Origin of the sequence: Rhizobium sp. CB3171 (genome assembly GCF_029714265.1) — a bacterium.
Classification (GTDB): Bacteria; Pseudomonadota; Alphaproteobacteria; order Rhizobiales; family Rhizobiaceae; genus Rhizobium.
The window spans coordinates 2,739,815-2,764,698 of the sequence record NZ_CP121652.1; the positions used below are offsets into that span (position 1 = coordinate 2,739,815).

The window sequence follows — 24,884 nt, forward strand, 5'->3', positions numbered from 1 at the left end:
TAGGGGGTATCTGGACGGATTTTCTAATCATCTCGGTCACTTACACTAATTTTGAGTGATATTTTGCATCGTATTCGTGCAATCAGTTAAAACTGATTCTACTCAGACTATACTTCTTAAATCATCAATTACTAAAACATAAACTAATGAAAATAGAGGGGCGATCGCTCAGAGTTTACCTGCCCGCTGCTGGATCATCATGAAAGTATCGAAGGTGTATTCGGAAAGTTGCATCCAGAGATAGGAGTCCTTCTTGTAAGCAACTTGATCGTCGTAGATCCGCTTGAAATAATTGTTGGATTTCGAGAGATCGGCATAAATTACGGTAGCCGCTTGGAAACAGGCCTCGAGAATTTCCTGGCTGAACGGGCGCAGCGTTACGCCCTGGTGCACGATCTCCTTCAGCGCCTGCGGATTTTTCAGATCATATTTCGCCAGCATATTGGTGTTGGCGAAAGCGCAGGCGTCCGCGAGGATCGTCTGATAGGTCTTCGGCAGCGCGTTCCATTTTTCCAAATTGAAGAAGGCGTGCACGACGGCACCGCCCTCCCACCATCCGGGATAGTAATAATATTTGGCGATCTTCTCGAAACCGAGTTTCAGATCGTCATAAGGGCCGACCCATTCCACGGCGTCGATCGTACCTTTGTCGAGCGCGGCGTAAACGTCATTGATGGGAATATCCTGTTGCGGCACGATGCCGATCTTTTCGATGATCTTTCCGGCGAGGCCGGCAATGCGCATCTTCAAGCCCTTAAGATCGTCCAGCGTATTGATTTCCTTGCGGAACCAGCCGCCCATCTGCGCGCCGGTATTGCCGGCCGGCAGACCGAACATGCCCTGCGTGGCATAAAACTCGTTCATCAGCTTGTTGCCATTGCCCTGGTAGAACCAGGCATTTGTAAGCCGGGCATTGAGGCCGAAAGGCAGAGCTGTGCCGATGGCATAGGTCGGGTCCTTGTTCCAGAAATAATAGGAACAGGTGTGAGCCGCATCGACGGTGCCGGCGCTCACCGCGTCGACCGCCTGCGCGCCTGGCACGATCTCACCGGCTTCAAAGGTCTGGATGACGAAATTGCCGCCTGTCGCGTCCGAAACATGCGTCGCGATGTCTTCTGCACCGCCATAGATCGTATCCAGGCTCTTCGGAAAGGAGGAAGTCATCTTCCAATTGATCTTCGGATAGTCCTGAGCCAGAGCGGGACTGGCGAGCGCCGAGGCGGCCGCGCCCGCGCCAACCGCTCCGGCCCGCCTGATGAACGAACGGCGATCCATCGAAACCTCCCGTATATATGGCATTGCGGGAAACATGCTCTCCCGCTCATGGCGCAAGCGCTGGAGCTAACCACGCCATGCATTGTCTTTCAAGGTTGCTTTTGCACTGCATTATGGCGATTCCTGTACATCGTTATGACGAATAGAGGCAAAGCTCGTCCGCAACCATTCCGCGTTGCCGAAGTCCCGCTCTTCGCTTAGATTTGACGGGCCTCGGCATCGACACCATATTCGTTCCGGGGTCCCAACCGATCCCGATATCCTCGCAATTCTCCGGAGCCTTGCATGCCCAGACCGATCATCGCCATTCCTGCCGATCTCCGCGAATTCGATGGTGTGACTTGGCATGCGGTGCAGCAGCAATATATCCGGGCAGCCGTCAATGCCGCCGGCCTGATGGCACTGATCGTCCCCGCGCTGGAAGACGGCAACGATATCGACGCCATTCTCGATCGCGTCGACGGCCTGCTCGTCTCCGGTTCCGCCAGCAACGTACATCCCTCGCTCTACGGCAAGGAAGCGCTCGAGAGCGACGGCCCCTTCGATCCGGCCCGCGACGCGACGTCGCTGCCGCTCATTCGCCGCGCCATCGATCGTGCCATCCCAATGCTCGCCATCTGTCGCGGCATTCAGGAGCTGAACGTCGCGTTGGGCGGCACGCTCGCCAGCGAAATCCAGGAACAGCCGGGCATCTGGGATCATCGCAAGCCGCCGAATGTCGATCGCGACACGATGTATTCGATCCGCCAGAGCGTGTTCGTCAAGGAAGGCTCCTGCATCGCCCGCGTCATCGGCCCAGGCGAAGTGCGGGTCAACTCGCTGCACCGCCAGGCAATCGCCGATACGGCGCCGCGGCTGCAAGTGGAAGCGATCGCCGAAGACGGCACGATCGAAGCCGTCTCGGTCATCGACGCCAAGGCTTTCGCCGTCGGCGTGCAGTGGCACCCAGAATATTGGGCGGAAACGGATTCGCCTTCGCGCAAGCTGTTTGCCGCCTTCGGCGATGCGGTGCGCGATTATGCGGCGAGCAAGGAGCAGCCTTTAGCAACCCCTCGTCACCAGCAGGCCGTTTGATCAAGCTTTTGATTTTACCGGTGTTTCCGGCACCGGCGTCAACGGGTTGCCGTTGCCGAACCACGCGATGATATTGTCCGCCACGAGATCGGCCATGGCGTTGCGCGTCGGCACCGAGGCAGATGCTACATGCGGCAGCAGCGAGACATTCGGCAGAGATAGGTAAGCTGAGGGAACGTTCGGCTCGTCGTAGAAAACATCGAGGCCGGCAGCACCAAGCGTGCCGTTCCGAAGGGCGGCGATCAGCGCGTCGTCATCCACCGACCAGCCGCGTCCAACATTGATGAACACGCCCTGCGGCCCAAGTGCCGATAGCACCTCAGCATTGATCACCTTATGCGTCTCCGGCGTCTTCGGAACGATGGAAATCAACGTGTCCACCGATTGTGCCATCTCCTTCAGGGTCGGATAGTAATCGTAAGGCAACGAGTCGCGCGGCGAGCGCGTATGATAGCCGATCTTCACCTTGAACGGCTCCAGCCGCCTGGCAATCTCCAGGCCGATGCGGCCGAGGCCGTAGATGCCGACGCGACGTCCCTTCAGGGAGAAAGGCGAGAGCGGAAAGGCTCCTTCCTTCGCCCAGCGTCCCTCGCGCAGCCAGGTTTCCGCATTTGGAAATTGTCGTATCGTATTCAGCAACAGCGCGATGGCCGTATCGGCCACCTCATCGTTCAGCACATCGGGCGTATTCGTGACCACGATGCCTTTCGAGGCTGCATGCCCGACATCGACGCCGTCATAGCCAACACCGAGATTGGCGATGACTTCGATATTAGGAAAGGCATCCATCCAGACGGCATTGAAACCGCCTGACACCGCCACGCCACGCACACGCGCCGCCGTCGCGGCATCGACCTTCGGGCTCTCGCCGGCGTCGAGCCCGACGATATCGAAGCGGCCTTTGAGCGTTTCGAGAACACGCGGGTGTATCTTCCCCGGAACGAGGACGGCAATGCGATTATCGGACATGATCTTTCCTCTTGAAGATGCGGGTTCGACGCTATTGGCGCGCCTGATAGGGAGATGTCGACTGACGGATGCGCATTTCCGGCTTGATGAGATGAATTCCATCCGGCTCATGGCTGCCGGCCAGCCTATCCAAAAGCGCGCGCGCCGCAAGCCTTCCGACCTCGGCCTGACCATTCCATACCGTCGTCAGCGCCGGAGTCGCGATCGCCGCCTCTTCCAGATCGTCATAGCCGGTCACAGAAATATCCTTGCCCGGCACGAGGCCGGCGCGGGAAATGCCGTTCATCAAACCGATCGCCACCAGATCGTTCCAGCAGACGGCCGCCGTCGGCTTCTGCGGCAATGACAGGAGATGTACCGCCGCCTCGAAACCGCCCTGCTTGGAACGAGCGCCGGGAATGCGCAGATTGGGATCGACCTCGATGCCCGCCTTGCGCAGAGCGTTCACATAGCCCTGGTAGCGATCACGACCGGTCGAGGTCTGGTCCGTGCCGCCGATCATCGCGATGGTGCGGTGACCGAGGCTGATCAGATGATTCGTCGCGAGCGAAATGCCATAGCTGTCGTCACCGCGAAAGGTCGGCAGGTCCAGCCCCTCCATCGAACGGGCGACGAGGATGGCCGGCATGCCGTTTTCCTCCGCCAGATCGAAATCCTCCGGCGGCGTGCCGATTGCCGGCGACATGATGATGCCGTCGCCGCCGAGCTGCAGCAGGGTTTCGAGGAAGGTCCGCTGCTTCTCGACCGAATCATAGTGGTTGGAGAGAATGAATGTATGACGGCTGCGGTCGAGCTCGCTTTCGATCGCCTTCAGAATCTCGCCGTAGAACGGATTCATGATGTCATGCACGACGACGCCGATAATTCCGGAACGCGATGTCCTGAGGCTCGCCGCACGGCGGTTGTAGATATAGCCGAGCGTGCGCGCCTGGTCCTTAATCTTCTCGCGCGTATTCACCGCCACCAGCGGGCTGTCGCGTAAGGCAAGGGATACGGTCGCCGTTGAAATACCCAGCGTTTCCGCAATGGTCGAAAGCTTTATCTTTTGCGCCATGCGCTCCCCTCCTCGTGAAACGCAGCCAAATGTATGATCCCGGCGTCTCACGAATCCGAAATTTAAAAACTTTAATTAAAAGCTTAAATCGCGCCGTGCAACTTGAATCCTCAAGGGATCTCAGAATTCCCCATCATCTTCGTCATGGTCGCCGGCCTGAAGATTGCCGTCGATCGCCTTCAACAGACGCACGAGCGAACGGACGTCCTTCTCCGAAAAACCGCGTGTGGCAAGTTCGTCGCAAGCTGCGGCCGAACTGGTGATCTCGGTGACGCTGTTGCGCCCGGTCTCGGTGAGATAAACCTTTGTCAACCGGGCGTCCGCGGCGTCGGGTCGCCGCTCGACGAAGCCCTGCGCTTCCATGCGCCCGATCGTGCGGGTCATGGTCGGCGCCTTGACGCCGAGCTTCTGCGCCAGCGTCCCCGCCGGCAGGCCATCGCTCTCCGCCAGCGCGAGGATGACGCCATCCTGGCCCGCGTAAAGGCCACTTGCAGTCAGGTTGCGGGTCAGAACCGTGCGCATCGACCGCGCCGCCTGCGTCAATGCCGGCGACAAATCGGCAAGCGTGTAGTCGCCGTGATCCTTCTTCTTACCCGACTTACCTTTTTTTCCGTCCTTGTTCTTCTTACCCATCGTGATTCCGTTGATCTTTCCGCCGCTGCAGCATCACGGTATGACATTGCGCAGGTTATTGACATAAACAAGAGGCACATCCGCAGATGGCACAGCCTATGCCGCGTTTCGATGACAATGATAGGACGCTGACGCCAACAGAACGGGCAAATTGGATCGCCGTCCTGCCGCTTGGCGCCCATGAACAACACGGGCCCCATCTGCCTTTCGAGACCGACACCTTGATTGCGGAGGGCATCGTCGCCCGCCTGAAGACTGCCCTACCATCTGATTTGCCCGTCACTTTCCTGCCCGTCGAGCCGATCGGCTATTCCATCGAGCATATGGATATCGCCGGTACCAAAACACTCGCCTTCGACGATGCTGTCAACCGATGGCTTGGTATTGCCGAAAACATGCACCATCTCGGCATCCGCAAATTCGTCATGCTGAACGCCCACGGCGGCAACTCGCCCTTGATGACCATCGTCGCGACGGAAGCACGCGTTCGCTTCGACATGCTGGCCGTCGCGACCAGTTGGACACGCTTTGGCGTACCTGAAGGGCTGATCGCGCCGGAGAACAAGGCCATCGATATCCACGGTGGCGATATCGAAACATCGGCAATGCTGGCACTCAACCCGGAGAGGGTCGACATGACCAAGGCTGCCGATTTCCCTTCGCAGCAATCCGATTTCATCAGGCGCTTCAAACATCTGCGCGCATACGGCCAGCACGCCTTCGGCTGGAGGATGTCTGATCTGAGTAAAGAGGGCGTAGCCGGCAACGCCAGTGCTGCGACTGCGGAGAAGGGCGAGCGGCTGATCGCCCATGCGGTGAAGGGATTGGTGGAGCTTTTGCGGGATGTCGATGAGTTTGATGTGGAGGCGTTGAGATAGCCGATCACTTGTAGCTGCCCTCTCCTCTTCGTCGGAAATGATTTTTCCGCAGACCGACATTGAACCAGCCGCTCCAAACCTGATGTGATCTTATAACATACAAAAGCCTTTGAACTGACGCCGCCAACTCCTTATATGGAAGCCGATCATTTTCCGCTCTCCGGAGAAAACTCCGATATTTCGAGGCTCCCATGACCGAAACAGCCACGCAGAAGCCCATTCCCGTCACCGTTCTCACCGGCTACCTCGGCGCCGGCAAGACGACGCTGCTGAACCGTATCCTCTCCGAAAACCACGGCAAGAAATACGCAGTCATCGTCAATGAGTTCGGCGAGATCGGCATCGACAACGATCTGATCGTCGAATCGGACGAGGAAATCTATGAGATGAACAATGGCTGCGTTTGCTGCACGGTGCGCGGCGACCTCATCCGCGTCGTCGAAGGTCTGATGCGCCGTCCGGGCCGCTTCGACGGCATTATCGTCGAGACCACCGGCCTCGCCGATCCGGTTCCCGTCGCGCAGACCTTCTTCATGGATGACGATGTCCGCGCCAAGACCGAACTCGACGCCGTCGTCGCGCTCGTCGATGCCAAGCACCTGCCGCTGCGACTGAAGGACAGCCGCGAAGCCGAAGACCAGATCGCCTTCGCCGACGTCGTCGTCATCAACAAGTCCGATCTCGTCTCTGCGGAAGAGCTGGCTCAGATCGAAGATATCGTCCGCGCCATCAATCCGGCCGCCCGCGTCTACAAGACCACCCGCTCCGGCGTCGATCTCGCCCGCGTTCTGAACCAGGGTGCTTTCAACCTCGAGCGCGCCTTGGAAAACGATCCGCATTTCCTCGAGCACGGCCATGAAGATCATGTCTGCGGCCCGGATTGCGATCATCACCATCATGACCATGACCATGACCATGACCACCATCATCATGACCACGATCACGACCATCACCACCATGATCATGATCACGACCACCATCACCATGGCCTGTCGGCCATCCATGACGTGACGGTACAGTCGGTCTCGCTGCGCGGCGGCGAGATGAATCCGGAGCGCTTCTTCCCGTGGATCCAGAAGGTCACGCAGACCGACGGCCCGAACATTCTGCGCCTCAAGGGCATCATCGCCTTCAAGGGCGACGCCGAGCGCTACGTCGTCCAGGGCGTCCACATGATCATCGAGGGCGATCACCAGCGCCCCTGGAAGGACGGCGAAAAGCATGAGAGCCGCTTGGTCTTCATCGGCCGCGAACTCGACCGCGAAAAGCTGGAAAAGAGCTTCAAGGCCTGCGAGGCGGCCGCCTGATGCCGACTGTTGCTCCGCTTGATATCGACGGCCACGTTCTGGCCGTCGAATTTTTAGGTGATACCCCCTTCTTCGCCAGCGCCGCCGGCGCGATCCATCGGCTGGAAGGCGGCGAGAAGGTGACCGAAGCCCATCAGGGCATGCTCACCTGCATTCGCGATCCCTACAGCGATAGCCTGATTTCCGGCGGCGAGGACGGGAAGGTTCTCCGGATTGCCGCTGACGGCGGCGTTACCGTGCTTGCCGAGGCGCCGCGCAAATGGATCACCCAGCTCGCCGCCGGCCCGCAGGGCGCGGTTGCTTATGCCTACGGGAAAAGCAGCTTCGTGCGGCTGGCAGACGGCTCGATCAAGGAATTTGCCGAGGAGCGCACCGTCGAAGGCATCGCCTTCGCGCCGAAGGGCCTGCGCATCGCGGTGGCGCGCTATAACGGCGTGTCGCTGCATTGGGTCGGGATGGCAGGGCAGCCGATCAATCTCGAATGGAAGGGCGCCCATACCGGGGTCACCTTCTCGCCCGACGGTCAGTTTGTCGTCACCACCATGCAGGAAAACGCCTTGCACGGCTGGAAGATGGATACGAAGCCCGGCGCCGAGGCCAGGCACATGCGCATGACCGGCTATCCCGCCAAGGTGAAATCGCTCTCCTGGTCCAACAAAGGCAAGTGGCTTGCCTCCTCCGGCGCACCGGCGGCGATCGTCTGGCCGTTTCAGGGCAAGGACGGCCCGATGGGCAAGGCGCCGCTGGAACTCGGCACCCGTGGCAACATCATGGCGACCTCGGTCAAGTTTCATCCGGTGGAAGACATCCTGGCGATCGGCTTCATTGATGGCATGATCCTGGCGGTGCGCATCGGCGACTCCAAGGAAGCGCTCTTGCGCCGTCCAGGCAAAGGTGCGATCACCTCGATGAGCTGGAGCAAATCCGGCAAGCTGCTCGCCTTTGCCTCCGAAACCGGCGATTGCGGCGTGGTTGACGTTTCCGCTTGATCAGAAAGATATGGTTATGTCCCAGACAGGAACGGCAATCGCCGGACATTCCCCTGCCGCAGCCGGCAGCGTCTGGGACGTAATCCGCCATGAAGCGGCCGACCTCGCCGGCCGCGAGCCGACCTTGCGCCCGCTGCTCGCAGCGCAGATCATCGCGACGCAGTCGGATGCCGAAAGCCTCGCCAATGTCCTGGTCGCCCGGCTTTCCGTCGCCGGCATCGAAACCGACGCTCTTTTCGCCCTGTTTCATGATGTGCTGACGCGGCATGCCGCAATCCTCCAGGCGACGGAAGCCGATCTCGTCGCGGTCCGCACCCGCGATCCCGCCTGTACGACCTATCTGCATGCGCTCCTGAATCTCAAGGGCTTCCACGCCCTTCAGACCCACCGCATCGCCCACGCGCTCTGGGCGGAGGGCCGGCCGGAAATCGCCAGTTGGCTTTCCAACCTGGCCTCGCTCGTCTTCGGCCCGGATATTCATCCGGCGGCGAGGATCGGCTCGTCCATCATGCTCGATCACGGCTCCGGCATTGTCATCGGCGAGACTGCCGTTATCGAGGATGAAGTCTCGATCCTGCAGAACGTCACGCTCGGCGGCACCGGCAAGGAAACCGGCGACCGGCACCCGAAAATCCGCCATGGCGTGATGATCGGCGCCGGCGCAAAGATCCTCGGCAACATCGAAGTCGGCGCCTTCAGCAAGGTGGCGGCCGGTAGCGTCGTGGTAAAGCCGGTCCCGGCCCACTGCACCGTCGCCGGCGTTCCCGCGACCGTCGTTCGCATCCATCGCGCCGATGAGATACCGGCCGAGACGATGGATCAGAATATCTAGCTTTAGTCCCTGAACGTCAGTGGCCGCCTCGTCCTTCGAGGCTGCGCCCGACGGGCTACGCGCCTCAGGATGAGGCGGAGTGGGCTCGTCGTCACAGTAAAGTAGAGACCGAACGATAGCCCGTTGCGGCCGGAGCCAAAAGATCAGCCCTCACCCTGAGGCGGGAGCGAAGCGACCCTCGAAGGGCGGGGGCGGGTGGATCGCATCAATGTCAGCCGTGACATAAGGTAGCAGGATACGGGCATCCGCAACACCTGTCCGCGACCTCCTTTTTCATGTCAGCAAAAACAACCCTTTAGTTGCGTCCTTCATGGGCAACGCCTCCCTCTCCCGCCGCCCCCTTCACGGAACTGTCATATGCGCTTGCTAGCCCGGCATGGTTCCTTCCGCCTCGGCGCGGCGCACCTTAAGCGTCGGGGCAAAGACCCCCCACTCGAGAGGATATGGCAATGATCTGTCTTTCGCGTCGCGCCGCCCTTGCCGCCGGCAGCGCGCTTACTCTGATTTCGCTCTGTTCCACCGCCGGTGCCGCCGACAAGGCGCCGACGAATACCGCGACGCCGATCAAGCATCTGGTCGTCGTCTTCCAGGAAAACGTCTCCTTCGACCACTATTTCGCGACCTACCCCAAGGCCGCAAACGTCGACGGTGAGCCGGCATTCAAGGCCGCCGACAACACGCCGACCGATATCAACACGCTGGCCAATGCCGGTCTTCTCGACAGCAATCCGAATAAGACCAACGCGGCAAACGGAGCCGATGCGGCCGCCCCCTTTCGGCTTGATCGCACGCAGGCAGCGACCCAATCGCAGAACCACGGCTACACCGCCGAGCAGGCGGCCTACAACAACTTCGCCATGGACCTTTTCCCGGCCAATACCGGCAGGGGCACCAAGGGTGCTGCCGGCGCTTTCGGCACCAAGGGCCAGGTCATGGGCTATTATGACGGCAACACCGTCACGGCGCTCTGGAACTACGCTCAGCACTATGCCCTGAACGACAATTCCTTCTCCACCAATTTCGGCCCGTCGACCCCCGGCGCGCTAAACCTCATCTCCGGCCAGACCAACGGCGCCATCCTGCCGCCCGGCTATGCGCTGGAGAAGGACGGCACCTATTCCAAGGGCCGCATCGTGCCCGACGGCAATGGCGGCTGGACCGTCATCAGCGACTTCGATCCGACCGGCGATGTCTGCTCGGTCGGCCAGACAGGGCTGATGTACGGCAAGAACATCGGCGACATGCTGAACGAACACAACATCACCTGGGGCTTCTTCGAAGGCGGCTTCGACCTTACGGTGACGAATGGGGACGGCACGACGGGCTGCAAGCGCGCGACGACCTCGACCGTCACCCAGGTCAACAGCGCTGACTATATCCCGCATCACCAGCCGTTCCAGTACTACGCCTCGACCGCCAACCCGACGCATGCGCGCCCGTCCTCGGTCGCTGCAATCGGCACCACCGACGCAGCCAACCACCAGTATGATGTGACGGACTTCTACGCGGCCCTGAAGAACGGCAACATGCCGACCGTCAGCTTCCTGAAGGCGCCGGCCTATCAGGACGGCCATGCCGGCTATTCTGATCCGCTCGACGAGCAGGAGTTCGTCACCCAGGTGGTCAACACCGTTCAGAATTCGCCGGACTGGAAAGACACCGCTATCATCGTCCTCTACGACGATTCCGACGGCTGGTATGACCATGCCCACGCCGTCGTCAATCCATCGAAGCTTGGCGTCAAGGGTTATGACGTGCTGAACGGAGATGGCTGCTCGACCGGCACGCCGCTGCCGGGCGTCAACGGCCAGCCGGCCCAGGGCCGTTGTGGCTACGGCACGCGCCAGCCGCTGTTGGTTATCTCGCCCTACTCCAAGGTCAACTTCGTCGACCATACTTTGACCGACCAGACCTCCGTGATGCGCTTCATCGAAGACAACTGGATGGGCGGCGAACGTCTCGGTGGCGGCTCGTTCGATGCCATCTCCGGCTCGCTGAACAACATGTTCGACTGGTCGAAGGCCGATGCACAGAAGCTGATCCTCGACACAAAGACCGGCAATAGCGCTTCCTAAGCTGAAAATAAGGGGGATGGACAATGTCCTTGAACATGAAGCACAGTTTCCTCCCCCTGATCGCACTCGCGAACATCTCGCTCGCGGGGGCGACCATCGGCTTGGCAAGCGAACCCGCCGCTAATGCCGTCGCGGCAAATACCTATGACGACACGGCTTCGCTGAGCGCCGTCGCACAGCTCGGCCGGAAGCTGTTCTACGATCCCTCACTGTCAGGCGGCGGCCAGATGTCCTGCGCCACCTGCCATGATCCCAGCAATCACTATGCACCGGCCAATGACCGCGCCGTGCAGCTCGGCGGCCCGCATTTCGATAAGCCGGGCATCCGCGCAGTGCCGAGCCTCGCCTATAAGATGTCGACGCCTTCCTTCTCCGTCGGCGCGGAAAGTGCTGCCGACGAGGCGGCCGAGGCAGCCCCAATGACCGAAGCCTCCGGCGTGGCGCTTGCAAACACCCCGGCGACGGTCGCGGGGCCACTGACCGCACAGGCCGTCGTCAAAGCCAATTCGAACGCGCCCGATCTGGTGCCGCAAGGCGGCATGTTCTGGGACGGCCGTGTCGACTCGCTGGAGGAACAAGCGCTGCAGCCGATGATCTCGCCCTTCGAGATGGCCAATGCCGATGCAGCCGCCGTCTATGCCAAGCTGAAACAGGGCTACGGCAAGGACATCGGCGCCCTCTTCGGCAATAATGTCCTCAACGATCAGGATATGACGATCGCCGAAGCCGGTTTTGCGCTCGCCCGCTACCAGATCGAAGAGCCCTCCTTCCATCCCTATTCGAGCAAATACGACTATTATCTGCGCGGCAAGGCGATGTTATCAGACGCCGAAATGCGCGGGCTGAAACTGTTCGATGATCCCAACAAGGGTAACTGCGCCTCTTGCCATCTCGACAAGATGACAGGCGACGGCCAGATGCCGAACTTCACCGATTTCGAATTCGAGGCGCTTGGCGCACCGCGCAATCCGGACATTCCAGCCAATGCCGACGCGCATTATTACGACACCGGCATCTGCGGCCCGCTGCGCAACGACACCTATTCCGCCCAGCCGCAGAATTGCGGGCTGTTCAAGACACCGACGCTACGCAATGTCGCCAGCCGCTACGTCTTCTTCCACAATGGCGTCTACCGCTCGCTGGAGGACGTCACCCGCTTCTATGTCAAGCGGGACACCAATCCCGACGAGATCTACCCGAGGGACGCCAGCGGGAAGGCACAGAAATACAACGATCTTCCGACGCAATATCAGGCCAATATCGACGTCATCGACGCGCCGATGAACCTCAAGCTAGGCGATGCGCCGGCTCTGAACGATACGGAAATCGCCGATGTCGTTGCGTTTCTGAAGACGCTGACTGATGGTTACGACCCGGCTAAGGATGGGGTGAAGGCGGCCAAATAGAAACGCCTCCGCCCGAACGGGCGAAGGCGGATTTGAAACCTCAGGCCGCCTTGGCGACCGGCGGCTGGGCCAGCTTGCGGCCGCTGGCGACGATCATGCCGACGGCACTGCCCAGCCAACCATCCTTGAGTTCCAGCGCGAGGAAACGGTCGCGCTGGAATGGGCCAGGCATGACCAGATGGCGCGCCTTTTCGGCGAAGAAGCCGAAACGCTCGTAATAGGGTGCATCGCCGACGAGCAGGACAGCGCCATGGCCGCGCTTCTTGGCTTCGAGGATGGCGGCACGCATCAGCGCCGAGCCGACACCCTTGCCTTCGTGGGCGCCATCGACCGCCAGCGGGCCGAGCAGCAGCGCATCGACCGGGCGGGTCTCACGATCGACGCCAGCTTCGACGTTCCACAGGCGAACGGTGCCGATGACATGGCCGGCGCGATCGCGGGCGACAAGCGCCAGGCCCTCGGCCGGAACGCGGCCACGGCGAAGCTTTTCGGACGACTTCTTGCGGCGATCGGCGCCCATGACGCGATCAAGCAGATTTTCGCGAGCGACGACATCACCTGCGTTTTCCAGGTCGAGGGTGAAAGTGGACGGCGCAAAGAATGCGCGGACAGAATCAAGAACAGCGGCCATCTCGGCCTCCCGTGCCCAATACCGTTATCAGCGGTGCTAAAGGGAATTGTGAGTGTGTCGCCCCGGCTGGCTACGGGGGCGGCTTTGTCGGAGTTTAGATCCTTACGGGATCTTAGATGATGTAGGCCTTCAGCGGGTCGAAGCCGTTGAACGCTACAGCCGAGTAGGTCGTCGTATAGGCGCCCGTGCCTTCAATCAGGACCTCGTCGCCGATCGTGAGCGTCACGGGCAGCGGATAGAGGTTCTTCTCGTAGAGCACGTCGGCCGAATCGCAGGTCGGACCGGCAATGATGCAGGCTTCCATCTCGTCGGCGTCGCGCTCGGTGCGGATCGGATAGCGGATCGCCTCGTCCATGGTTTCGGCGAGACCACCGAATTTGCCGATGTCGAGGAAGACCCAGCGAGCGGCATCGTTGTCCGACTTCTTCGAAATCAGGACGACTTCAGCCTTGATCACGCCGGCATTGCCGACCATGCCGCGGCCCGGCTCGATGATGGTGTGCGGGATCTGGTTGCCGAAATGGGCGCGCAGAGCCGCAAAGATCGCCTTGCCGTATGCTTCCGCCGACGGAACGTCACGCAGGTACTTGGTCGGGAAACCGCCGCCCATGTTGACCATCTGCAGGTGAATGCCCTGCTTGGCGAGCGAGACGAAGACGCGCTTGGCATCGGCGAGAGCCGCATCCCAGGCATCGACCTTGGTCATCTGCGAGCCGACGTGGAACGACACGCCGTAGGATGCCAGACCGAGCTGATGGGCATAGACGAGAACGTCGACAGCCATCTGCGGAACGCAGCCGAACTTGCGCGACAGCGGCCATTCGGCACCTTCGCCATCCGTCAGAACGCGGCAGAACACACGAGCGCCGGGAGCGGCACGGGAAATCTTCTCGACTTCCTCGTGGCTGTCGACGGCAAAGAGGTTGATACCGAGTGCATGCGCACGGGCGATATCGCGTTCCTTCTTGATCGTGTTGCCGAAGGAGATGCGGGCAGCGGTCGCACCGGCGTCGAGCGCCATTTCGATTTCAGCGACGGACGCGCAATCGAAGTTGGAGCCGAGGCTTGCCAGCAGGCGCAGCACTTCCGGAGCCGGGTTGGCCTTGACGGCGTAATAGATGGCGCTGTCCGGCATGGCATGACGGAAGGCGTGAAAATTGTCGCGGACGACATCGAGATCAACCACCAGGCAGGGACCGTCCGGACGTCGGGTAGCGAGAAAGTCGCGAATACGTTGCGTGGTCATGTCAATTCCCTTTTCAATTCCAAAAGCTCCGGGAGAAAGACCCAGAGGACAAAGGGCGACGCTCATTCGCTCAGGTACCAGCCGGTGGAGACCCCGGAACCGTGCAAATGCGCGAAGCGCGGATGATGAACGAGTGCCGCAAGCGGCGCTAATTCGCTTTGTCTGCCATGGATTGGAGGGATAATCCCAACCGCACTTCCGGCAATGAAGGTGTGCCTCTTCAGTAACCCCGGCTGATGGAAAGCCGGGAGAGAACAAAAAGGCCCGCACCGTCGTTGCTTCAGATGTCCTCGCATTTTCCGGTTGGCCGGAATAGCGACTGGAGGGGTTAATTCCAGGTACCTTACCGATTTTCTCACCACATCGAGGATCGGCGGACACCCACGGGCACGTGCGACTTTGGGCTGAACCCGAAATAGGAATATTCGCCGACATAATCAAGAATTTTTTTCGCCTATGCCCGAAAAAAATAATTGAACAAATCGGCGCATTTTGTTCAATAACTTGCGACAGTTAACGAGGGCTTCGCCATGGACACTTTGACCCGGATTCGCGCCTTCATCGACGTGGTCGAAGCAGAAGGTTTCTCCGCGGCCGCCAGGAAAACCGGACGCTCCAAGGCGCTGCTCTCCAAATATGTCCGAGAGCTCGAGGATGAGCTTGGCGCGCTTCTGCTCAATCGCACCACCCGGCAATTCTCGATGACCGAGGCCGGCCACACCTATTACCGCACCGCTTCCGACATATTGAAAGAAATCGACAATCTCGCCGATCTCGTGCGCGAGAACAATCAGCAGCTTAAAGGGCGGCTTCGTGTTTCCGTGCCGCGTACCTTTGTCGACGCCGATGTCGGGCAATCGCTGATCGACTTCGCCAGGGAGAACCCCGATCTCGCGCTGGAGATCGCCGCCGAAGATCGATTCGTCGATCTGATCGAGGAAGGCTTCGACGTTGCAGTGCGCGTCACCAAGCTTGAGGATTCCGGCATGATCGCCCGCAAGATCTCGGATTTCCGCGTTCATCTTTGTGCAACCCAGGAATTCCTCGATCGTTATCCGACGCTGGAGCATCCGAGCGATCTTGCGCGTGTGCCTTTCATTATCGACACCAACAATCGCTCACAGGGCAATGTTCGCTTCGTCGATGCCGACAGCTCGACCTTTAATGTCGCGATCAATGGCACGCTCGAAGTCAATAGCCCGCATGCGACGCTGCGCGCGGCTTTGGCAAGCTTGGGCATTGCCGTCGTGCCGGACTTTATCGGCCGCAAGGCGATCGAAAGCGGGCAGTTGCTGACGCTGTTCAACGATTATCTTCCGACCGATCGCGGCATTTATGCTGTCTATCCGCACCGTCGTTATCTCCCGGCCAAGGTGCGCATCTTCGTCGACTACCTCCATAGCTGGTTCCGCAAGCACGGCTGAGCCCTTCAGCTCTGCCAACCGGTCCCAATTCCGTCTCATTTCCTGACCAGAAGTCGAGGTGAATCAATGCTCGCGAAGCACATCGGACGCATGAGAAAATCCACGCCTATCTCTATTGCAGCCCTCGCCGGAGGTCTGATGCTCGCGCCTGTTGCGGCATCGGCGCATCCGCATATCTTCGTGGAAGCGCGGCTGGAAGTGCTGGCGGGCTCCGACGGCGCCGTGCAGGAGCTACGCAATGTCTGGCGCTTCGACGAGGTCTTCTCCTCCTCGGTGCTGATGGATTTCGACAAGAACACCAATCTGAAGCTCGATCCGGACGAGCTCAAGGAAGTCGGCAAAACGGTGCGCGATTCGCTCGCCGACTACGACTACTACACAAACCTGACGCTGAACGGCAAAGCCATCAAGGTGAACAAGCCCGACATCATCAATGTCGACTACAGGGACGGCCAGCTCCTGATGTTCTTTGCCGTCAAGCCGTCCGAACCGATGCCGCTCAAGGGCAACAAGCTGAGCTTCGGCATCTACGATCCTACACTCTATACCTCGATCGATTTCCCCAGCGACAATGAGCTGGTGACAGAGGGCGATGGCTTCAAAGGCTGCACGCAAAAGGTCGTGCGCCCCAATCCGGACGAGGTCATCGCCGAAAACAAGTCGACTTTGACGGATGCCTTCTTCAACGATCCGACGGGAACGACCATGTCGAAGCTCTTCGCAACGCGGTTAGACGTTCAATGCTGACGTTCCGGATAGCGCGGTTGCTTCCGGCTATGGCCCTCGCCTTCCTAGCGATGGCAAGCCTCGCCCACGCCACCGGATCGCCGCTCGGTATCGGCACGGCGGAGCCGAGCTTCCAGCCGGTCGGAGGGCCGCTGGCGCCGATCTTTCTCTATGTGAATTACGAGCAGCAGGCCTTCTATCGGGCGCTCACCAAATCCATCGAGGCCATGCGCCAGGACCCTTGGCAGCTCTGGACGCTGATCGGCCTCTCCTTCGCCTACGGCATCTTCCATGCCGCCGGCCCCGGCCACGGCAAGGCCGTCATCTCCTCCTACATGGTCGCCAACGAGATCGAGCTGAAGCGCGGCATCATCATCTCGTTCATTTCGGCCTTCATCCAGGGCCTCGTCGCGGTCCTCGTCGTCGGTGCCGCTTATTTCGTGCTGCGCGGCTCGGGCATCACCATGACGATGGCCACCAATGCGATGGAGATCACCAGCTTCGTGATGGTGATCATCTTTGGCGGCTGGCTGCTGTTCCGCAAGCTGCGCTCGATGATCCAGGCCCGGCCACAGCGCCAGGAAGTGCAGCTCGCGACATCGGTCGGCCCGATCAGCATGTCGCTATTCGAAGATGCTCCGAACGGCTCCGCTCCCGCCCAAAGGCTATCGCACTTCCGCACCGCGCCGCAGACGGGCAACCGCTATAATTGTGACGATCCGACGCATGATGCGGGCAATGGCATGGTCTGCGAGACCTGCGGCCATTCGCATCTGCCGGATCCGAAAATGCTGTCGAATGAAAATTTCAGTGTCCGCGAGGCCTGGTCGGCGATCATCACCGTCGGCTTGCGCCCCTGTTCCGGCGCCCTGCTGGTCATGACCTTCTCGATGCTGAACGGGCTCTATCTCGGCGGCTTGCTATCCGTCATCGCCATGTCGGTCGGCACGGCGCTGACCGTGTCGCTGCTCGCCATCATCGCTGTCTTCGCCAAGGGCACCGCCGTGCACTTCACCGGTCGCGGCTCGAGGCTCTCGATGCGGGTCGGCAATGGCATTGAGATTCTTGGCGCGCTGCTGGTCATCTGCACCGGCATCGTTCTGCTCGGCGCATCGCTGCAGACTTGACGCTGCGGACTACCGGCTGTTGCGCCTCTGGTAGCGGGCTCTCAGCCAGAAGACCAGGAAGAACGCAAGGATGACGAGGACGCCGAAGCCGGTGCCGAGCCATGGCGAAACATCGCCGAGCCGGAGGATGATATCCGGCATCAGGTACAGCAGCACCATGGCGGCCAGCAGGATAATGGCCGCGGCGATCGCCGTGGAGCGGGTTTCGCTTTTCTTATCCGTCAAAATGGCCAATCCTCCGCGCACTGCTGCTTACTTTCCGGCGAAGGCTTAGGCCAGCCGCCCGCGAAAGGCAACCGGCCCTTTCCTGGCAACGATCAGATCTTGGCGCTCACGACCGTCGCTTCGATGTGATCGACCAACGCGTCGGCGAGACCGAGCCGGCCGGCGAGAAGATCGAGATAGCCGCGCTCCGCCCGCGAATCCGGCTCGATCGCCAGGCGCGACGCAGCGTAGACCTGCACGCGCTGCTCTTCCGTTTGCGCCGATGCGACGATGGCGTCGAGATCGACGGGATTGGCAAGCTCGCGCTCGAAAAAGGCTTCCGCTTCAGCACCGACGCCCGCTTCGTGCACCTTGCCGAGAATATGCTGCCGCTCGGCATCGTCGATATGCCCATCGGCGCGAGCCGCGGCGATCATGGCGCGGACCAGCGAAAGTGCAAAATCATTGCTGGCAATCGCCGGCGCAGTGCTGAAGCCGGAATTGGAAGGCGGCGGCAGAAATTGCGGCTCCGCCTGCTGGGCAGGCTGCGGCGCCGGCTGTGGTGCATTGCCGGCCTGATAGTTCTTGTAGGCCTGATAGCCGAGCCCGGCGATGGCGGCGAGACCACCGAGCGTCAGTACGTTGCCGGCAATGTCGCGGCCAGTCTTCGTGCCCAGCAGCACGCCGGCGATGGCGCTGGTCGCCAGCGGATTGTCCCTGGCGAGATTGATGGCCTCGCTCGCCTTGTCTCTCACGCTTCCCTGCATTCCCGGAACTTGCGATCCGAGGAACTGGTCCAGAAGCTTGCGGGCGTCGATCATGTGGATGGTCCTCCGTCCTTTGTGAAGCATGATCCCAAAAAGCACGCAGCGGTTTTTTGGACGAGATCATGCGCAAACGAAATTGCGAGAGGGAGATAGGGAGGTAGGACCGCAAATACAAATCCACTGAAAAGCAAAAAGGGCGCGCATGAAGCCATGCACGCCCTTTAATCGACTTTTCAGGAAGGCTCAGCCCTTCAGCGCGGCGGCTTCGGCGGCGAGCTTGGTGATCCCGGCCCAATCGCCGGCCGCGACCAGTTCCTTCGGCGCAACCCAGGAGCCGCCGACACAGATGACGTTCGGCAGCGACAGGTAATCATGGGCGTTCTTCAGCGAAATGCCGCCGGTCGGGCAGAACAGCGTGCCGGCCAGCGGCGAAGACAGTGCCTTCAGATAGGCAGCGCCGCCAGCCTGTTCGGCCGGGAAGAACTTCAGCACCTTGTAGCCTTCCTCACGCAACGCCATGACTTCGCTCGCCGTCGCCGCACCCGGCAGCAGCGGAACGTGGGAGGTGCGGGCCACATCAAGAAGTTCCTGCGTGGTGCCGGGGCTGACGATGAATTTGGAGCCGGCCTCGACGGCAGCTTCCCACTGCGCGACATTCAGGATCGTACCGGCGCCCACTTCGGCGCCTTCGACTTCCTCGGCGACGGCCCGAACGGCATCCAGTGCACCGGCGGTCCGCAGCGTAATCTCGATCGCCTTCAAGCCGCCGGCGACAAGCGCGCGGGCGAGCGGAACGGCCGACTTCGCATCTTCCACGATGAGGACGGGGACGACAGGCTGCAGTTTCAGGATGGAAAGAAGCTTTTCGGTTTTCTCGCCCATGGTCGGCGTGCTCCCTTAAAACGATTGAAATCCGGTTTCCGAATAGCCTTCCCGAGGGTCCTTGTCGAGACAAAAGCTAAGTTTGAATACAACGGGTAGGAAATGCCGATAAGTTACGTTAGTCTATTTAAATGGGATGCGGGCGGAGCATGTCGAGCATATGGCAAAAGAGATCGAGCGAAAGTTTCTGGTCCGTGGCGATCATTGGCGAGACCTCGTTTCCGAGAAACTCACCCTACGGCAGGCCTATGTCGCCTCGATGGACGATCGTTCCGTTCGCGTTCGCCTGACGAACCACACGGTCGCGACCCTGACGATGAAGATCGGCAAGGCGATGATCCGGGATGAATTCGAATATGAAATCCCCGTCGCCGATGCCGAAGAGCTGCTCGGCAATGCCATCGGTCTGGTCATAGAAAAGATCCGCTACAAGGTTCCCTTCAAAGGCTTCGTCTGGGAAGTCGACGTTTTTCGCGGCATGCATCGCGGCCTGGTGATCGCCGAAGTCGAGATGGAAGACGAAAGCGACGATCCGGAATTGCCGGACTGGATTGGCCGCGAGGTGACCGGCGAATACCGCTACTCTAACCAGGCGCTCGCGACGCAATTCGAACAGGAATACGATGAGTTATCGCATTCGGCCTGACCTGCCGCGAAGCATTGGAAGCGCTGAAAGCCGCCTCCTTCGGCAGCGGCCGGCGCCAGACCGCGCGTATCTTTCAAAATAGCTGGCGCAAGACCGGTCGTAAGGCGACGAGGGCACTCTCAGAATGCCATGCCGAAGCTCATACCGACCAGTTTCACGAGCTGCGCAAACGCAGCCAGGATTGCTGGATGCATCATGCGCTGCTGCGCGACATCTGGTCGGCAGCCATGCATGCAAAACAGCTCGAAGCCAAGGCGCTGGTCGATGTGCTCGGCCGCTATCTCGATCTGTCGATACTATCCGAGGTCACCGATCGCGAGCCGCATCTCTTCAACGGCAGCGACGACCGCGCCCGCCTGCTGGAGGCAATCATCTCTCGCCAGCAAAGCGCCCGCCAGGAAGCACTGACCAAAGCACGCTGGATTTTTTTCGGATAAGCCGAAGCGGGAAGCGCGGACGATCAGACGGCTTTGGCTGGAAGCGGGGGATTGAGGAAACCAATTCCGTCCGCCCAGGACAGGCAAGCAATTTCTCGCGCTCGGTAGCGATTGTCGCCGATCGCTCCCAGTCGAAAGCCGTCCGACGCAACAGCGATTACGTCTCATTAACTGTAACGTACTTGTTACTTTTCAGCATCGTGCCAACGTTTCGACTTCATCGAGTTGGGAGGACACGACGATGTTGAGAATTGGAACATTATTTCTCGCCACATTGAGTTTAACCGCCGTTTCATTCGACCGGGCAAGCGCCCAGCAGGTCACAGGCGAACCTGGTTCGCCCAGCGCAACAACGACGATCGACGGAAGATATCTTCCGAACCCGCCCGCGGCATTTGGCGGACAAATTGGCCTCGACGCCAAGAACTCCAAACCTTATTGGCCGCCGCAGATCGTGCCCCCCAAGGGCGCACCGAATATCCTGCTCATCATGACCGATGATGCGGGGTACGGCGTTGCTGGCACATTCGGCGGCGTCATCCCGACGCCTGCTCTGGATCGCGTTGCGAAAGCAGGCCTTCGCTACACGCAGTTTCATTCGACAGCGCTCTGTTCTCCGACGAGGGCAGCGCTGATTACCGGGCGAAACCATCATTCGTCGGGTTTCGGGGTCATTTCCGAGCAGGCAACCGGTTACCCCGGTTACGATTCCGTCATTGGGGTAAACAACGCCACGATCGGTGAAATTCTGAAGCAGAACGGCTTCGCAACGTCTTGGTTCGGCAAGAACCATAACACCCCTGCTTTCCAATACAGCAGTGCCGGGCCGTTCGATCAATGGCCCGTGGGGATGGGCTTCGAATATTTCTACGGCTTCATGGGCGGCGACAGCAACCAATGGACTCCATACTTGTTCCAAAACACGACCCAGATTTTCCCCTGGGTTGGCAAGCCGGACTACAACCTTATCACGGACGAAGCCGACAATGCCATCGACCATATCAAGCAACTGAATGCAGCCGCTCCTGACAAACCGTTCTTCGTCTATTTCGTACCCGGAGCTACCCATGCGCCTCACCATCCGACCCAGGAGTGGATAGACAAGTTCAAAGGCAAGTTCGACATGGGTTGGAACGAAATGCGCGAACAGATTTTCGCCAACCAGAAGCGCCTCGGGGTCATTCCTGCAAATACACAGCTAACTCCATGGCCCGACGACCTGCCGACGTGGGACAGCTTGGATGCAGACAGCAAGAAGCTGTTTGCGCGACAGGCCGAGGTTTTCGCCGCCTATGTCGCCTATTCCGATCACGAGATCGGAAGAGTGATCCAGGCAGTGGACGACCTGGGCAAGCTCGACAACACGCTTGTCATCTACATCGAAGGCGACAACGGTACGAGTGCCGAAGGCAGCACTCTTGGCACCCCCAACGAATTGATCACCATCGAGGGTATGCAGATTCCGGTCGCGGATCAGATGAAGTTCTACGACGTCTGGGGTTCCGACAAGACGTATCCGCATATGTCGGTGGCCTGGTCCTGGGCCTTTGACACGCCGTTCAAATGGACGAAGCAGGTCGCCTCGCATTTCGGCGGTACGAGGCAGGGCATGGCTATGGCCTGGCCAGCACGGATCAAGGAAGCCGGTGGCATCCGCAGTCAGTTCCACCATGTGATCGACATCGTTCCCACCATTCTCGAGGCGACTGGAATCCAACCTCCTGTCATGGTCAATGGAGTGGCACAAAAACCGATCGAAGGCGTCAGCATGGCCTATAGCTGGGACAATGCCCAAGCCCCGTCGGCGCGCACGACGCAGTATTTCGAGATGTTCGGTAACCGCGCGATCTACAATGACGGCTGGATCGCAGCCACGACGCCGCCCGCAGCGCCTTGGCTGATGGGCACGACCAAAATGCCCGACGTCGTCGATGGCTACAAATGGGAATTGTACAACCTCACGGAGGATTTTTCGGAAAACAACGATCTTGCCGCCAAGATGCCGGACAAGCTGCACGAGATGCAGGAATTGTTTCTGATGGAAGCGGCGAAATACAATGTCTTCCCACTTGATAATTCGATCTTGGAGCGTCTCCTCACCCCGCGGCCGAGTGCCACGGCCGGGCGAAATAACTTCACCTATTCAGGCGTGATATCTGGTATTCCGTCCAGCAACGCTCCGAGCATCGTGAACAAATCGTACACAATCACCGCGGAGGTGGAGATACCGCAGGGTGGTGGTGAAGGCATGCTTGTCACCACGGGTGGACGCTTTGGCGGATACGGTTTCTATCTGCTCAAAGGCAAGCCGGTGTTCCTGTACAATTTTGTCGATATGGAGCGCTTTCGCTGGGAAGGTCATGACGCCTTGGCACCCGGCAAGCACACCCTTGTGTTCGATTTCAAATCCGACGGCCCCGGTTTCGGCAAGGGCGGAACGGGCGTCCTCAAAGTGGATGGTAGCGAGGTTGCCAACGAGAAAATTCCACACACAATTCCAGCGCTGATGCCGTGGGATGAAACCTTCGATGTGGGGGTCGATACGCGGACAGGCGTAGAGGACAACGACTATCAGGTGCCGTTCCCCTTCAACGGAAATATCGGAAAGCTGGAGGTGGCGCTGCAGCCGTAGACAATGCCGGACGGGGGGACATTGATACCGATGTCCCCTCAATCCCGCTGCAGCCGCCTCTCAGAGAAATTTCTCCATCCGGAAATTTTCGAGCGTCTGCCCGCGCTTTTCCACGATTTGCGATACCAGGACGCGGAAGCCTCGTCGCTCGAAAAACGCTCTGGCGGTAAGGCTCGCTTCCGTAAAAATGCGCCCGAGCCCCTGTTTTCTTGCCTCTGCCTCGACCGTCGTCAGGAGCAGGCTGGCGGCACCCATGCCTTGATAATCGGGATGGACAAACATCATATCCAGGAGCCCATCGGGCACCAGATCCGCAAATCCGATCGACACGTCCCCATACTTGACGATCCAGGCCGGCCTGCTTGACCGTCGTTTCGCCCAGGCGTCCCTGTCTTCCACCTTGGCCCAGGCGTCGATTTGAGCTTGGTTGTAGTCCTTCGACGCCACCTCCCGGATTGCTCTCAAGAATATCTCTATGGTCAGATCGGCATCCGCGGGGACATATGGTCTTACAGTCAGCATGTTGTCAGACACATCAACCTCATCGCCGCGCATCGATCGTTGCTGCACACAAACGCAGACTAGCACGAGTCTTATAACAGCCACCGTAATGCCATGAGATAAATCCCGATTGCCTGCCGGCGCACAAAATTGTATTTCCGCGGCATGACCGACATCCTTTCCACTCCACGGCATGAGGCAGGGGGCGCGTTCCTCGTTGCCGCCCTCTATCATTTCGCCTCCTTCCCGCGCTTCGAAGCCCTGCGCGAGCCGCTGCTTGCGCTCTGTGAAGCAAGCGGCGTCAAGGGCACGCTGCTGCTCGCCCATGAGGGCATCAACGGCACCATCGCCGGCACCGATGCAGGCATTGGCGCCGTCCTCTCCTTCCTGCGCGCCCAGCCGGAATTTTCGACGCTGGAGCACAAGGAAAGCCGGGCCTCGAAAATGCCCTTCGTCCGCATGAAGGTGAAGCTGAAGAAAGAGATCGTCACCATGGGCGTCGAGAACATCGACCCCACCAAGATCGTCGGCACCTATGTCGCGCCGCAGGAGTGGAACGCGCTGATCTCCGACCCCGACACCATCGTCATCGACACACGCAACGACTACGAGACGGCAATCGGCGTGTTCAAGGGCGCGGTCGATCCGAAGACGAAGACATTTCGCGAATTTCCGGAATGGGTGCGCCAGAACGAGGGCCTGCACAACAAGCCGAAGATTGCTATGTATTGCACCGGCGGTATCCGCTGCGAGAAGGCGACTGCCTTCATGAAGGAGCAGGGTTTCGACGAAGTTTACCACCTCAAGGGCGGCATTCTGAAATATCTCGAAGAAGTGCCCGCCGAGGAAAGCCTGTGGGAAGGCGCCTGCTTCGTCTTCGACGAGCGCGTTTCCGTCGAACATGGCCTGAAGGAAGGCAACCACAAGCTCTGCCATGCCTGCCGCAACCCGATCACTGCGGAAGAGGTCACGTCACCCTTCTATGAAGCCGGCGTCTCCTGCAGCCATTGCTATCACGACCGCACTGAGGAAGACCGCAAGCGCTTCCGCGAGCGCCAGCGCCAAATGATGCTCGCCCGCAAGCGTGGCCAGGAGCATATTGGCGGCTAAAGCGCATCGCGATCTCTGGGATTCGCTCCTTGCACTTTAGGTTCTTGATTTTGCGCATG

The 24,884-nt window shown here is 59.8% G+C and carries 24 protein-coding genes; 14 read left to right on the plus strand and 10 right to left on the minus strand.

Going from position 1 to position 24,884, the window contains the following annotated elements; all coding sequences use genetic code 11:
* Positions 1-168 precede the first annotated feature (168 nt).
* Positions 169-1,275, minus strand: coding sequence for a TRAP transporter substrate-binding protein (locus QA648_RS13335; protein WP_283047413.1), 1,107 nt, complete (start codon positions 1,273-1,275; stop codon positions 169-171).
* A gap of 285 nt (positions 1,276-1,560) precedes the next feature.
* On the opposite strand from QA648_RS13335, the gene QA648_RS13340 reads away from it, so the two are divergent.
* On the plus strand, positions 1,561-2,349 hold the full coding sequence (locus QA648_RS13340; RefSeq protein ID WP_283047414.1) for a gamma-glutamyl-gamma-aminobutyrate hydrolase family protein: 789 nt from the start codon (positions 1,561-1,563) through the stop codon (positions 2,347-2,349).
* Here QA648_RS13340 and QA648_RS13345 read toward each other — a convergent pair whose 3' ends face one another.
* The 3 genes from QA648_RS13345 to QA648_RS13355 all read right to left on the minus strand — a co-directional run bounded on the left by QA648_RS13345 (position 2,350) and on the right by QA648_RS13355 (position 5,005).
* A complete protein-coding gene (locus tag QA648_RS13345) occupies positions 2,350-3,318 on the minus strand; it encodes a 2-hydroxyacid dehydrogenase (RefSeq protein ID WP_283047416.1) in 969 nt (322 codons plus the stop codon).
* Between the two features lie 31 nt (positions 3,319-3,349).
* Positions 3,350-4,372, minus strand: a complete 1,023-nt coding sequence (locus QA648_RS13350) for a LacI family DNA-binding transcriptional regulator (protein ID WP_104824301.1) — start codon at positions 4,370-4,372, stop codon at positions 3,350-3,352.
* Positions 4,373-4,492: 120 nt separating this feature from the next.
* Positions 4,493-5,005 carry a MarR family winged helix-turn-helix transcriptional regulator gene (locus QA648_RS13355; RefSeq protein ID WP_283047418.1) on the minus strand — a complete coding sequence of 171 codons (513 nt, stop codon included), beginning with the start codon at positions 5,003-5,005 and terminating at the stop codon, positions 4,493-4,495.
* A gap of 86 nt (positions 5,006-5,091) precedes the next feature.
* On the opposite strand from QA648_RS13355, the gene QA648_RS13360 reads away from it, so the two are divergent.
* From QA648_RS13360 to QA648_RS13385, 6 genes are all read left to right on the plus strand, one after another.
* Entirely contained in the window at positions 5,092-5,883 is a 792-nt protein-coding gene (locus QA648_RS13360; RefSeq protein WP_283047420.1) for a creatininase family protein, read from the plus strand.
* Positions 5,884-6,074: 191 nt separating this feature from the next.
* Complete coding sequence (locus QA648_RS13365; RefSeq protein WP_283047422.1) at positions 6,075-7,190, plus strand: GTP-binding protein; 1,116 nt, start codon at positions 6,075-6,077, stop codon at positions 7,188-7,190.
* Entirely contained in the window at positions 7,190-8,179 is a 990-nt protein-coding gene (locus tag QA648_RS13370) for a WD40 repeat domain-containing protein (protein WP_283047424.1), read from the plus strand. The genes QA648_RS13365 and QA648_RS13370 overlap by 1 nt, the downstream gene beginning before the upstream one ends.
* 16 nt (positions 8,180-8,195) lie before the next feature.
* Positions 8,196-9,011: a serine O-acetyltransferase gene (gene cysE / locus QA648_RS13375; RefSeq protein ID WP_283047426.1), complete on the plus strand. Its 816-nt coding sequence runs from the start codon at positions 8,196-8,198 to the stop codon at positions 9,009-9,011.
* A gap of 449 nt (positions 9,012-9,460) precedes the next feature.
* A complete protein-coding gene (locus QA648_RS13380) occupies positions 9,461-11,086 on the plus strand; it encodes an alkaline phosphatase family protein (RefSeq protein ID WP_283047428.1) in 1,626 nt (541 codons plus the stop codon).
* Between the two features lie 23 nt (positions 11,087-11,109).
* Positions 11,110-12,492 carry a cytochrome c peroxidase gene (locus QA648_RS13385; RefSeq protein WP_283047430.1) on the plus strand — a complete coding sequence of 461 codons (1,383 nt, stop codon included), beginning with the start codon at positions 11,110-11,112 and terminating at the stop codon, positions 12,490-12,492.
* A gap of 40 nt (positions 12,493-12,532) precedes the next feature.
* Here the strand turns inward: QA648_RS13385 and QA648_RS13390 are convergent, their stop codons facing one another.
* Together QA648_RS13390 and odc2 are read right to left on the minus strand one after the other, a co-directional pair.
* Positions 12,533-13,123 (minus strand): N-acetyltransferase, encoded by a 591-nt coding sequence (locus tag QA648_RS13390; RefSeq protein ID WP_104824309.1) that lies wholly within the window; start codon positions 13,121-13,123, stop codon positions 12,533-12,535.
* A 112-nt stretch (positions 13,124-13,235) separates the two neighbouring features.
* Entirely contained in the window at positions 13,236-14,369 is a 1,134-nt protein-coding gene (gene odc2, locus QA648_RS13395; RefSeq protein WP_283047433.1) for an ornithine/lysine decarboxylase, read from the minus strand.
* Positions 14,370-14,899: 530 nt separating this feature from the next.
* Between odc2 and QA648_RS13400 the strand changes: the two genes are divergently transcribed.
* From QA648_RS13400 to QA648_RS13410, 3 genes are all read left to right on the plus strand, one after another.
* On the plus strand, positions 14,900-15,793 hold the full coding sequence (locus QA648_RS13400) for a LysR family transcriptional regulator (RefSeq protein WP_104824311.1): 894 nt from the start codon (positions 14,900-14,902) through the stop codon (positions 15,791-15,793).
* A gap of 90 nt (positions 15,794-15,883) precedes the next feature.
* A complete protein-coding gene (locus QA648_RS13405) occupies positions 15,884-16,540 on the plus strand; it encodes a DUF1007 family protein (protein WP_199773487.1) in 657 nt (218 codons plus the stop codon).
* The gene (locus QA648_RS13410) at positions 16,534-17,646 is read left to right on the plus strand and encodes a nickel/cobalt transporter (protein ID WP_283047436.1); all 1,113 of its coding nucleotides are present in this window, start codon (positions 16,534-16,536) and stop codon (positions 17,644-17,646) included. The genes QA648_RS13405 and QA648_RS13410 overlap by 7 nt, the downstream gene beginning before the upstream one ends.
* 9 nt (positions 17,647-17,655) lie before the next feature.
* On the opposite strand, the gene QA648_RS13415 is transcribed toward QA648_RS13410, so the two are convergent.
* From QA648_RS13415 to QA648_RS13425, 3 genes are all read right to left on the minus strand, one after another.
* The gene (locus QA648_RS13415) at positions 17,656-17,871 is read right to left on the minus strand and encodes a hypothetical protein (RefSeq protein ID WP_199773488.1); all 216 of its coding nucleotides are present in this window, start codon (positions 17,869-17,871) and stop codon (positions 17,656-17,658) included.
* 92 nt (positions 17,872-17,963) lie between these two features.
* Positions 17,964-18,671 carry a tellurite resistance TerB family protein gene (locus QA648_RS13420; RefSeq protein WP_283047438.1) on the minus strand — a complete coding sequence of 236 codons (708 nt, stop codon included), beginning with the start codon at positions 18,669-18,671 and terminating at the stop codon, positions 17,964-17,966.
* Positions 18,672-18,860: 189 nt separating this feature from the next.
* The gene (locus tag QA648_RS13425; RefSeq protein ID WP_104824316.1) at positions 18,861-19,499 is read right to left on the minus strand and encodes a 2-dehydro-3-deoxy-phosphogluconate aldolase; all 639 of its coding nucleotides are present in this window, start codon (positions 19,497-19,499) and stop codon (positions 18,861-18,863) included.
* A gap of 160 nt (positions 19,500-19,659) precedes the next feature.
* On the opposite strand from QA648_RS13425, the gene QA648_RS13430 reads away from it, so the two are divergent.
* The 3 genes from QA648_RS13430 (at position 19,660) to QA648_RS13440 (ending at position 23,214) form a co-directional block, all read left to right on the plus strand.
* A complete protein-coding gene (locus QA648_RS13430; protein WP_104825212.1) occupies positions 19,660-20,145 on the plus strand; it encodes a CYTH domain-containing protein in 486 nt (161 codons plus the stop codon).
* A gap of 14 nt (positions 20,146-20,159) precedes the next feature.
* Positions 20,160-20,582, plus strand: coding sequence for a CHAD domain-containing protein (locus QA648_RS13435; protein ID WP_283047442.1), 423 nt, complete (start codon positions 20,160-20,162; stop codon positions 20,580-20,582).
* A gap of 241 nt (positions 20,583-20,823) precedes the next feature.
* Positions 20,824-23,214: an arylsulfatase gene (locus QA648_RS13440; RefSeq protein ID WP_283047443.1), complete on the plus strand. Its 2,391-nt coding sequence runs from the start codon at positions 20,824-20,826 to the stop codon at positions 23,212-23,214.
* 60 nt (positions 23,215-23,274) lie between these two features.
* Here the strand turns inward: QA648_RS13440 and QA648_RS13445 are convergent, their stop codons facing one another.
* Entirely contained in the window at positions 23,275-23,736 is a 462-nt protein-coding gene (locus QA648_RS13445; RefSeq protein WP_283051336.1) for a GNAT family N-acetyltransferase, read from the minus strand.
* A gap of 144 nt (positions 23,737-23,880) precedes the next feature.
* Here QA648_RS13445 and QA648_RS13450 point away from each other — a divergent pair, with 144 nt between their 5' ends.
* Complete coding sequence (locus QA648_RS13450; RefSeq protein ID WP_283047445.1) at positions 23,881-24,825, plus strand: rhodanese-related sulfurtransferase; 945 nt, start codon at positions 23,881-23,883, stop codon at positions 24,823-24,825.
* Positions 24,826-24,884: the final 59 nt, after the last annotated feature.